Here is an 11,597-nt window from a genome sequence, read left to right on the forward strand (position 1 = left end):
AGCGTGGAAACCGTGCAAAATTGCGTTGTCCGAAGGCCGCTTCTTTATTATAATAAATTTATAAATAAAAGCGGACGAGTATAGCAATTTTGCTAGGTTTCATAGCGAAGCGTCCCAAAATTTGTCCAGCGCGTCTCCCCTCCTTTCCAAGGAGGGGTCTGGGGGTGGTTTGCATGCGCCACTTTTTTTAAAAAAAGTGGCAAAGATTTTTAAAAATAATGTCGGGAATAGACCCACCCCGTCCGCGAGGCGCGGCCACCCCTCCCGAGGAGGGGACTTTTAAAATAATAATCATTGCTCGTCAATCGCCAAAATCTCTTGACCCGCTCTTTCCCATCTGCTATAATTATCCACAGGATGATGTTGGCTAATTTAGACAAGTCGGCTTCATTCGGGAAAACAAAAACCGGCCTCCCTTTGGGAGACCGGTTTTGTTATACGCAAGCCTTTTGCTTGTCCGCCTTGGGCGGAAGGCGAGGCCATTGGCCGAAGCCGAGTGGTGGATCGTATAATCCCGCGTATGGCGGGATAACGAAGTTATACGCAAGCCGCCATAACACATAACACATAACACATAACACATAACACATAACACATAACACATAACACATAACAACTAACCTTACTGGATAAATTAAAATAGATTTATTTTAAAATTTAGAAAAAGATAATTATTTATAAAACATTTTATATTCGCCATGTTACGTGTTACGTGATATGTGTTATGCGAAATTTGCCCTGTTACGTGTTACGTGTTATGTGTTACGCGAATCTTGACCTTCCTATTTTTTAATGTTATATTGGTTATAAGTTAAATTACTCGCGAAACTCCCCTATAAAACAAGGAGGGGATATTATTTTTTAAAAGACATGTTAAAAAAGATCCTTTCCTTCACTTGGGAGTTGATTAAAGTTGTCGTAATTTCATTGGTAATAATCATTCCGGTCCGGTACTTCCTCATTCAGCCTTTTTACGTCAAGGGCGCTTCAATGGAACCGAATTTTTTTGATCATGAATATTTGATCATCGATGAGATCAGCTATCGTTTCCATAACCCGGTCCGGGGCGATATCGTTGTTTTTCGCTATCCCAAGGACCCGCAGGAATATTTTATTAAAAGAGTGGTCGGCTTGCCGGGGGAAAAAGTGGAAATAAAAGACGGGCAAGTTTATCTTTATAATCAGCAATACAAGGATGGCGCGGTCCTTGACGAAACTTATCTGTCGCCCGATGTGAAAACTATCGCCAACACCGGAACGGAATCGGTAACGCTTGGGCCGAATGAATATTATGTCTTGGGCGACAATCGCAATTCCTCCAAAGATTCGCGCAGTTTCGGACCGGTCGATCGCAGTTTTGTCATCGGCCGCGTCGCCTTTCGCGGCTGGCCATTGAATAGGATGACGGTTTTTCAAACCCCCGCCTATCAATATTAATTTTTCACTTTTTACTTTTAACTTTTTACTTATTGTCATATGCCTCATAGAAAAAATAACCGGAATAATAATCAACGCCGGGACCCTTTTCACAAAGAGGAATTGAAGCAGCGGGGTCTTTCGGAAAAATTCGTCCGCTTAAGGGGGATGAAGGATATTATTTTTGACGAAAATAAATATTGGGATCTGGTGATCAAGAAAGCTTCCGATCTGGCGGAGATTTACGGCTTTAAGAAAATCCAGACTCCGATTCTGGAAGGCTTGGAGCTTTACCGCAAATCTACCGGCGAAACCAGCGATATCGTTTCCAAGGAGATGTATTCTTTTGTCGATAAAAACGGCGAAAAAGTCGCCTTGCGGCCGGAAATTACCCCCAGCCTGGTCCGGGCTTATATTGAGAACGGCATGTTGAATATGCCTCATCCGGTGAAGATGTATTCTTATGGCCCGATCTTCCGCCATGAAAAACCGCAAGCCGGCCGTTATCGCCAGTCGCACCAATTTGATATGGAAATTTTCGGCGAAGCCAGCCCGGTGGCGGATTTTCTCCTGATGCTGATCGCTTACAATCTTTTCAGCGAATTGCAGATCGACATCGAATTGCAGGTGAATAATATCGGCTGCAAGCAATGCCGCGGCGAATATATCAAAAAACTGTCCGCTTATTATAAAGAAAGGGGCAATCGTTCGCACTTATGCAATGATTGCAAACGCCGCTTGGAAAGAAATCCTTTGCGCTTATTGGATTGCAAGGAAGCGAATTGCATCGCTTTGAAAGAAGGCGCGCCGCCGATCGTTGATTTCCTCTGTGAGGATTGCAAAAAGAAATTCACCCGCGTTTTGGAATATCTTGATGAAATGAACATTCCTTATAATTTGAATTTGAGCTTGGTCCGCGGTTTGGATTATTATACCGGTACGGTTTTCGAGATCACCGTCCGGGAAGAAGGGGAAAAAAATCCGAACGGACAATTGTCTTTGGGCGGCGGCGGACGCTATGATACTTTGGTGGAATTCTTCGGGGGTCGCCCCACGCCGACTTGCGGTTTTGCCATCGGCATTGAACGAACGGTGGCCAGAATCAAAACCGGCGGTATTCCTTTGGAAAAAGACGACAAGAATATTATTTTTATCGCGCAATTGGGCGATGTGGCCAGAAGAAAGGCCATGGTGCTGTTCGAAGAACTGCGCAAAGCCGGCTTGAAAGTCAAACAGGCTTTTACCCGCGACAGCCTGAAAGATCAATTGGAAGAAGCCAACGCGCTGGGCGCCAAACTGACTTTGATCCTCGGGCAGAAAGAAATGAACGACAAGACGATCATGGTCCGCGATATGGAATCGGGCAATCAGGAAGTGGTTGATTATAAAAAAGTAAAGGCCGAAGTGGAGAAGCGGATAAATACCATTTAAAAATTTTAGGCTCGGAAAAAGTAACCATTGTTTTTGCAGCTTGAAGTTTGAATTAATAATTAATGGAAAGCGAGGTGCTTTATTATGACTGAATTTAAAAGAAAAAAAGGAGAAAGTTTTGAGAGTTTCTTGCGCCGCTTCAATAAGGGCTTGCGCAATTCGAAAACTTTGAATATCGCCCGCTCAAAGCGGTCTTTGACGCCCAAGAAAAGCCGCCGCAAACAGAAAGAGTACGCCCTGAAAAGCCTGGAGCTGCGGAAACAGAAAAATTATTTGCGCAAGATCGGCAAGCTGCCGGAAGAAGAAACAACGTATCGAAGATAGAAATAAAAAAAATACCGCCCCGAAGGCGGTATTTTTTTGACAATTTGATAATTAGATAATTTGAAAATTTGATATTTAAATTAGTCGATTGATAGTCAAATTATCAAATTTTCTAATTTTCAAATATTCAGTTTTATTTTTCCTCTTTATCTTTGAATTTCGGCATGAATTTTCCGAAGATGGAATATTTTTGCGAATTCTGTTTGATCTTTTCTTTGGCCCGCTTGGATTTGACAAAACTGACCCAGCTATAGCTTGGGCCTTTTTTATTTTTTTCCGTGATGATTTCCACCATATCGCCGTTTTTTAATTCCTGGTCCAGGGTGGCGATCTGTTCGTTGACTTTGGCGCCGACCGCTTTATTGCCGATGTCCGTGTGCACGGCATAGGCGAAATCGATCGGCGTCGAGCCTTCGGGCAATTCAAAGGCGTCGCCTTTCGGGCTTAAAACGAAAATGCGGTGCTGAAAAACATCGAGCTGGATATTCTTGATGAAATCTTTGGTGTCAGCGATTTGTTTTTGCAGCTCCAAAATTTCCTCCACCCAGCGGGGTTGCTGGCGGTCTTCATTCTCGTATTTTCTTTTGTAGTGCCAATGGGCGGCGATGCCGTAGAGAGCTTCGTCGTTCATTTCTTCGGTGCGGATCTGAAATTCCACCGACTTGCCTTCCGGCCCGAAAACCGTGGTATGCAGGGAGCGATAGCCGTTCGGCTTGGGCAAGGCGATATAATCCTTGAAGCGGCCGGCTTTCGGCTTCCAAAGCGAGTGGACGATTCCTAAAGTTTTATAACAATCGGAAATATGACCGACCAGAATGCGCAAGGCGAAGACATCATGAATTTCGTCAAAGGCGTAATTTTTTTCCTGCATTTTCAGGTAAATGCTGTAAAGATGCTTGAAACGTCCGACGATCTCGTGTCCGACTCCGGCGGTTTTTAATTCCTTGTCCAGAATATTTTTCGTTTTTTGGATATACTGGTTGTTTTCCGCCCGGCGCTCAACTTCATATTTATATTGCAGCTTTTTGAATTCTTCCGGATAAAGGACCTTGAAGCAAATGTCTTCCATCTGCCATTTTAATTCCCAGATGCCCAGGAGTTCGGCGATCGGCACGTAAATTTCCAGGCTTTCTTTGGCGATCCGTTCCTGCTTATCTTTAGGCAAGGCGTCGATCGTGCGCAGATTATGCAGGCGGTCGCTGAATTTTATCATGACGATGCGGACGTCGGCGGCGAGCGCCAAAAACATTTTCCGCAAATTTTCCCGATAGCGCTGGATGCCCCGGTAGCGGATTTTTCCCACTTTGGTTACGCCCCTGACCAAGTTGCTGACTTCGCGGCCGAAGTTTTTTTCCACCTCGGCGAAAGTGTAGCTTGTGTCTTCCGGCACGTCGTGCAGCAGTCCGGCGATGATCGTGTTCAGATCGGCTTTCATCCGCGCCAAAACAAAAGCCGTATGCAGGCTGTGCTGGATATAAGGTTCGCCGCTTTTCCTGGTCTGGCCTTCGTGGGCTCGGGCGGCAAAATCATAAGCCAGCCAGATTAAATCAACGTCCGCTTTGGGGTTGTTTTGTTTCACTTTTTCCGCGATTTGCTCGATAGTCATAAACAGGGAGCAAAAGAACAAAGAGCAAAGAACATTACGCGAATTTTTAGCGAGTTTGTTCGATGTTCTTTGCTTTGTGCTCTTTGTTTTTTGTGGTATAATATCATTTAATAACAAAGGTGTGGATTAGTCAATCGGATAGAATATTTGAAAATTGGAAAATTTGATAATTTGCCAGCCTAATCAGCGATTTTAAATGTTTAATTTTCCAATTTTCCAATTTTTTTTGATGCGCAAAAAAATACTCAAAATCTTTATTGTCGTTTTTGTTTTGGTCGCGGTTTTTGCCGTGGCTAAAATTAGTTTCGCCCAGATCAATCTCGGCTTGGAATACGGCAATGCCACCGGGCTGGCCGCGACCGATCCGCGGCTGATCATCGGCCGGATCATCCAGATCTTTTTGGGCTTGCTGGGAGTCATCGCTTTGGGGCTGATCATTTACGGCGGATTTTTATGGATGACGGCGGGCGGCAACGAAGAGCAGATCGAGCGGGCGAAAAAAACTTTGGTCAGCGCGATCATCGGCTTAGCCATAATTTTGTCGGCTTTTGGCATCGCCACTTTTATTTTAAATTCTTTATTAGGCGCGACCGGAGCCGGACCCGGGGGAGGCAATAATATCGGCGGGCCGCCCGGGGGCGGTATCAACGGGGCCGGAGCGATCGGCGAATGCAGCGTGCAAAATGTTTACCCCGTGCCCAATCAAATGGCGGTGTTCAGAAACACGGCGATTTTTGTCACTTTTAAGGAAGCGGTCGATCCCAAGACGATCTGCGCCAGCGCCGACAAGGGCGTATCCTGCTGCGCCTCGGCGGATAATAACGGAAAATGTTTGACGCCGTCGGCGATAAAAATTTCCAACGTGCAGATTTACAAATCCAACGATGGCGATAATCCTTCGACTAATATGTCGGCGCAGGTTTTAGTGACGGCCGATCACAAAACATACACTTTCAGGCCGGCCAGCTATCTTGGCTCGGAGACGGACAGTATTTGGTACACGGTTAATTTGACGGCCGACGTGCAGCGGGAAAGCAATCATACTTCCGCTTTTACCGGTTCGGGCTGTTCGGGAAGTTTGAATTGGCAATTCCAGGTTTCCAACAAGATCGATTTGATTCCGCCGCAAGTGATTTCCAGCGGAGTTTATCCGCCGCCGGATAACGGCCGCGACAGTGAGGATAATGTTTTAGCGGCTCGAGCCGCGGGATCGATCACGGCCAGCGCGACGAGAGACCCGCAATATTTCGTGGCCGCGACCGGCACGGTGGCCAAGGCCGTTGCCGGCGATCCGTCAACTCCGGACGCGTCGATCACGGTCGATCCCAATCTTGACGCGGCCGCTTCCAATCTTAAAGTTGTCGTTTCCCAAAAGGCCAACGGTTTTAAGGCGGCGCTCTCCACCTCTGCCGGCGACAATCTGACCTCGGCCGATTTTGTCGGCAGTACCGTCATTTTTACCGGTACTTATTCTTTTTCCCTTGCCGCCAAAGGCGATTTGCACGAGGGTAATTCCTGGCTGGTCGATCTTACCGCGGCCAAGCAAGCCGATTCCTTGCAAGTCGGCTCGCTGGTTTATACTTTTGTAAAAAAATCCGGCGCTGATAATCAAATAACCGTGACCGGCGTGCCGGCCGATCTGGCGGCGAATATCGCCGCCGCCCTGGCCAAACAGGCGGGGATCACCGCGGATATTTCCGCCGCTAATCCTGATCAGGTTTCCGTGAGCGCGGCTACGGCCGGCGCGGCTGGCAATAATATCAATCTGTCTTTTAATTCTCCCGCCAAGTCCGGAGCGCTCGTGATCGTTCCGATGAGCGGCGGAGCCGATGGTTCGAGCAGCGCTGACCCCGACGTCAACACGGCCGGCAATCAGCCTGACCAGCCGATGAACACGGTCATCCAGATAAATTTCAATGAGCCGATCCTGCCTACGACCGTGGTCGGAAATTCCGCTGACGTGTCGGCGATCCAGGTCGTCGATGCTGACGGCAAGGTCGTGTCGGGAAAATTCGCCATTGCCAACCTTTATCAAACAGTGGAATTCACCAGCGATAACCAATGCGGCGTCAACGGCTGCGGCGAGCCGATCTATTGTCTGCCGCCCGACAGCCATTTGACCGTGAAAATCAAAGCGGCCAGCTTGGCGTCTTGCGATACCAATGCCGATTGCGTTGGCAAAAACGTTGACGGCAAGAACTACGATCAATGCCTTGATAATATTTGCAGTCAAAATCTGGGCGGTAATTATGCCGCGGCCGATCCTCCCGCCCCGGAAGTTCGCCGTTACCCCTTAGCCAATCTCCAGGCTTCGCCCTCGGGCGGTCCGGATGGCGTGACTGACGCGGCTTTCAATTCTCTCGATGGCGACCGCAACAATTACGCCGACGGTCCGGCCGCAAATTATAATGACAATCCGCCGATCTATTCCAATAACCAATCTTGTCAGGATAATTTTGAAAAGATCATCAAGGCGGTGATCGCGGCGCGCGTTAAGCAAAATAAAGTATTAGGAGAAATTACCTCGAGTTACTGCTCCAGCTGTGCTTGCGGAACTTTAAGCCCGGCAGGATGCGAAAGCCTGATGAATACGGAAATGAAAAATTTGGGATTGCCCGGCGCCATCAAGGATAGCGGAGGAAATCTTTTTATCTTCGATGAAAATGAAAACGAGCCCGGTTACGGCGCTTGCCGGATAGACAACGTCAGCTCTGTTTCCTGCGGCTCGGCGAACATTCCTTATTATTATTGCGCCAATGGCGATAATTTTTCCTGGAGCTTTTATGTTAATAAAGAAATGGATACTGGAGCGCCGGTTGTTTCGTCGGTTTCCCCCGCGGCAGGGGAGACTCCGAAGGTCGGACAGGACATCAAGATAAATTTCAGCAAATTGATGATGGCGACTACCCTGATCACCGGTTCCACTATTATCGATAACGGCCAGGCCAAAGTAACCCATAAAAATATCAATCTTTGGAATACGGCCAATAATCCGGTCGGTTATTGGATCCAAACCGAAACCATTTTTGGCAATAATTCTCCGCTCTTGACGAACGCGATCATCAAGCACGGCGATTTTGGCGAATCCTCCGCTTACCGCGCCCAGGCCGGCTCGGCGGTCCGCGATATCCATCAGAATTGTTTCAAGCCGTCGGGCGATCAATCAACCTGCAAGAATGTTTCCGAAACGCAGCCTTCCTGCTGCTACGGCGTGGCCACTAAAAATTTAGACGCGAACGGGGATTGCCCCTGATCGTAGATTTAAGAATTAGGATTTAGGAATTAAGAATATTCGAACCAAACTTTAATTTTGTAATTTTTAAATTTTTAAAGAATTTTTAAGGCTTAATTTTTAAAAATTAAAAATTAGAATTTATTTTAAAAATTCAAAAATTATAAAATTTTAAAGCGTGTCAATGTTTAAATCATCGAAAAGAATAATTATAGCTCTAACTCTTTTGGCCGGCATTTTTGTCATGGCCGGTTTCGCGTTGGCCCAGGGGCCGGATCTGGGTTTAAGTTACGGCAATGTTACCGGCTTGGCCGCGACCGATCCGCGGCTGATCGTGGGCAATATCATCAGAATCGCTCTGGGATTTTTGGGCGTCATCGCCCTCGGCTTGATCATTTACGGCGGATTTTTGTGGATGACGGCGGCCGGCAATGAAGAGCGGATCGCGACGGCTAAAAAAGTCTTGATTTCGGCGATCATCGGCTTGATCATAATTCTCTCGGCATTCGCCATCGCCACCTTTATTTTAAATTCTTTATTACAGGCGACTGGGTTGGGCGGAGAAGGCAGCCCGTGCAGCTCCAGCGCGACTTCCTGCGTGCAGGATCCCACCAGATGTACTGTCGGCACTTGTGATTCCACTTGCCATTGTAATAGCCACATTACTCCTCCGATCGTAAACCCGCCCGGACCCGGCGAAAAGTGCGGCGGCGGAGCTTTGGGCAGCTGCGGCGGCGTTTGCGCTGTCGGGTCGAGCTGCAATATGGCTACTTGTTTGTGTGAAACGTCCGGCGGCACGGGAACTTCCTGCGGCACGGTTACGCTGGGAGTCTGCCAGCAGGAATCCGTTTGCGACAGCGCTAATTTTTGCGACACCACTAATTCCGACCCTGCTAAACTATGTACTTGCCAGCCTCGGATAAACGACGGCGGTTCCTGCGACGCGAGCGCGGACACGCCCGGTTGCCAGCCGCTTAATTTGTGCGTGAATAACTCGGCCTGCGAGTTTGCCACCTGCCAGTGCGCGCCGTCAAACGGCGTGGGCGATCCGTGCAATGCCACCACCACGGTCGGCGTCTGCCAGCCGGAGAGCAACCTTTGTTCCAATAATTTGACCTGCGAAACCAAAACGCCCAAAGCCTGCACCTGCCAGGAATACCCGATCATCAATTGGGTCAGCCCGGTCGGCGGCTTTTGCGCCAATGACCATAACAACATTTGTTCAAAAGATTCCGATTGTCCCGGCTCGGCTTGCGATACCAATACGCCCAATGGCGCCCAAGGCAATATTATTTCCCTCGGCGGGCAATATTTCGGCGATGCCACCGGAACGGTTGAGTTTTCCAACGGCGCCGGTTCTTTTGTCGCCGGTGATCTTCCTAAAACCGTAAACCCCAATTGTGTTTCTTCCTGGACGGCCAAACAAATTATCATTGTCGTTCCCAATGGCGCCAAAGACGGGCCGATCAGAGTAAGCACCGTTGATGGAAAAACCGATCTGAGCAACGATTCCCGGGGACCGAAAATAAAAGATTTTGTCGTTAACTCCATTACCCGGCCCGGCCTTTGCCAAGTTACTCCCGAAGGCAAATCGGGCGACAGTGTTTTTTATAACGGCGTTAATTTCAGCACCGTCGCTTCGGCTGACTTCGGCAGCTACAACTCGGCGATCCAGGGCGTCAACTCATCTTTTAATCCCACCGCCGGCGAAACGATCGTGCCTAATTTCAATCCGGGCCAGACCACCACTTTTGTTTATAACACTGACAGCAAACAAAATAGCAATTATTTGACTTTTACCAACAGTTCCACTCCCGTGATCGGCGCGTTCATTTCTTCTTTTGAACCCGCTTCCGGCAAAGTCGGACAATATGTCACTATCCACGGTAATGGTTTTGGCGCCATTCAAGGCGCGAGCCAGGTTTATTTCGGCAATGCCGCTACCGGCAAGCCGGCGGATTTCAATTTTCCCGCCGTTTGCGCGGACAGCATTTGGAGCGATAAGCAAATTATCGTCAAAGTTCCGCCGGGGATAGATCCGAATTTCAATGATATTTTAACCGTTGACTTGGCCAACGGCCAAACGCTCACCAGCGCGGGCGCGACGCCGCAAAATTTTAAAGTTGACGAAACTCTTTCCCTGAAACCTTCGCTGTGCAAGATCAGTCCGGTAATGGGCCAGCCCGGCAGCTCGGTGAATTTGTGGGGAGAATATTTCGATCCCTTTGAAGAGGCCAATAGCCTGGTCAGATTTTTTCATAATCAAAATGTCAGCGGCGCTGCCAATCTTGCCAACTGGGATGGTAATAATATTCCCAATACGGTTACGGCAACGGTTCCCCGGGATGCCGCCAGCGGTCCGGTGACCGTGGTCAAGAACGCTTCGTCGCCCGCTAACGCCCTGGAAGGCAATGGGTTGAATTTTTCGGTCGGCAGCTGTTTGCAAGCGGCCAATCAGTCAACGGTCTGCGGCAGCCAGTTTTGCTGCCCGGCCGAAACTTATAAAGCCGGAACTTGCGTGGATAATATCGCCCAAGATTGCGTGGTTACGGCTTCGACCAGCGTTTATGAATTTAAATTCAGCACAACGATCGCTAAAGGCAATCCTCCGACAACCCCGGGAAGCTGCCAGGAAAGAAGCAATATTTTCGGCACTTGCAATTCCGACCTCTGTCCTAACTCTCCGGGCCAGTGCTCGCTTTTTGCCGGCGGCGGAATTCTGCGCGACGCGGGCAAGAAGTGCGATGATGCCGCTTGTGACAGCCAACCCGGCTGCGCCAACGGCGCCTGCGTTTATAATGCTACTCTCAATCAATGCGTGGATAAAAATCTGGCGCTTTGCGGTTTGGACGCGACGACCACCGATGCTTTAGGGAATAAAAATATCCGGACTTATTGCGCGGCAATAAAAGATCCGGTTACTCAAGCGACGATCAATAATTATATTTTTGATAACGCCGGCAATAACAGCTGCCCGACCGGCTGGATAAAAGGATTGAAAGGTTCAATGCCGGTTTGCATCGATCGAGGGGCCGGGGCCGGCTGCATTCCTTGCGCCAGCGATTTCACCTGCGTTAAAAGCGGATTGAGCGGCGTTTGCGCGGCTGCCGGAACGATTTGTCCGTCCGGATCAACCTGCCAGTCCGACGGCCAATGCCGGCAGGCCGCCGCGGATTCCTGCTCCTGTTGCTGCCGCAAAGCCAATGCCGATCAAGATTGCTGCGCCGGTTTGAAATGCGAAGGAACTTGCGGAACCAATACTGATCCTAACGATGGCGCCTATGGTTCTTGCGGCGGCTGCGCCACTGTCGGCTCCAGCGTGGCCGAACATGACGCGGCTTGCAATTGCACGGGAAGCACGGGAAAATTTTGCGATCTTAACGATTCCAAGTTCCCCGACGGCGTTTGCCGCGATTGCGCGGCGTTATCAGATGTGACTACTTGCAATCAGCATAATAGTTCCTGTTGCGCTGATCGTTCAACGGATAATATTTCCTGCATTAATCGGACCTTTGACAGTAAGGGCAATAAACTTCCTCTTGTTGATACCTACTACGCGGATGTTAAATATTGCGGTTACTATCAATG

At 48.7% G+C, this 11,597-nt stretch carries 7 protein-coding genes; 6 read left to right on the forward strand and 1 reads right to left on the reverse strand.

The annotated features are described in order from the left end of the window. Positions 1 to 218 precede the first annotated feature (218 nt). The 4 genes from PHE24_06430 (at position 219) to PHE24_06445 (ending at position 3,171) form a co-directional block, all read left to right on the forward strand. The gene (locus PHE24_06430) at positions 219 to 371 is read left to right on the forward strand and encodes a hypothetical protein (protein ID MDD4902740.1); all 153 of its coding nucleotides are present in this window, start codon (positions 219 to 221) and stop codon (positions 369 to 371) included. 499 nt (positions 372 to 870) lie between these two features. After that, complete coding sequence (gene lepB / locus PHE24_06435) at positions 871 to 1,437, forward strand: signal peptidase I (GenBank protein ID MDD4902741.1); 567 nt, start codon at positions 871 to 873, stop codon at positions 1,435 to 1,437. A 39-nt stretch (positions 1,438 to 1,476) separates the two neighbouring features. Continuing rightward, on the forward strand, positions 1,477 to 2,847 hold the full coding sequence (gene hisS, locus PHE24_06440; protein MDD4902742.1) for a histidine--tRNA ligase: 1,371 nt from the start codon (positions 1,477 to 1,479) through the stop codon (positions 2,845 to 2,847). Between the two features lie 84 nt (positions 2,848 to 2,931). After that, positions 2,932 to 3,171 carry a 30S ribosomal protein S21 gene (locus PHE24_06445; GenBank protein MDD4902743.1) on the forward strand — a complete coding sequence of 80 codons (240 nt, stop codon included), beginning with the start codon at positions 2,932 to 2,934 and terminating at the stop codon, positions 3,169 to 3,171. Between the two features lie 133 nt (positions 3,172 to 3,304). Here the strand turns inward: PHE24_06445 and PHE24_06450 are convergent, their stop codons facing one another. Further along, the gene (locus PHE24_06450) at positions 3,305 to 4,777 is read right to left on the reverse strand and encodes a RelA/SpoT family protein (GenBank protein MDD4902744.1); all 1,473 of its coding nucleotides are present in this window, start codon (positions 4,775 to 4,777) and stop codon (positions 3,305 to 3,307) included. Between the two features lie 229 nt (positions 4,778 to 5,006). Between PHE24_06450 and PHE24_06455 the strand changes: the two genes are divergently transcribed. Continuing rightward, the gene (locus PHE24_06455) at positions 5,007 to 8,030 is read left to right on the forward strand and encodes a pilin (GenBank protein ID MDD4902745.1); all 3,024 of its coding nucleotides are present in this window, start codon (positions 5,007 to 5,009) and stop codon (positions 8,028 to 8,030) included. 163 nt (positions 8,031 to 8,193) lie between these two features. Continuing rightward, the coding region (locus PHE24_06460; protein MDD4902746.1) for an IPT/TIG domain-containing protein at positions 8,194 to 11,597 on the forward strand (3,404 nt) is incomplete at its 3' end.

The organism is Patescibacteria group bacterium, from assembly GCA_028707065.1.
Lineage (GTDB): Bacteria > Patescibacteriota > Patescibacteriia > Patescibacteriales > WJLG01 > JAQTUZ01.

Bases quoted from the DNA above. Each gene is read 5' to 3' on its own strand.
- PHE24_06430 (MDD4902740.1), top strand. From the start codon at position 219: ATGTCGGGAATAGACCCACCCCGTCCGCGAGGCGCGGCCACCCCTCCC.
- lepB (MDD4902741.1), top strand. From the start codon at position 871: ATGTTAAAAAAGATCCTTTCCTTCACTTGGGAGTTGATTAAAGTTGTC.
- hisS (MDD4902742.1), top strand. From the start codon at position 1,477: ATGCCTCATAGAAAAAATAACCGGAATAATAATCAACGCCGGGACCCT.
- PHE24_06445 (MDD4902743.1), top strand. From the start codon at position 2,932: ATGACTGAATTTAAAAGAAAAAAAGGAGAAAGTTTTGAGAGTTTCTTG.
- PHE24_06450 (MDD4902744.1), bottom strand. From the start codon at position 4,777: ATGACTATCGAGCAAATCGCGGAAAAAGTGAAACAAAACAACCCCAAA.
- PHE24_06455 (MDD4902745.1), top strand. From the start codon at position 5,007: ATGCGCAAAAAAATACTCAAAATCTTTATTGTCGTTTTTGTTTTGGTC.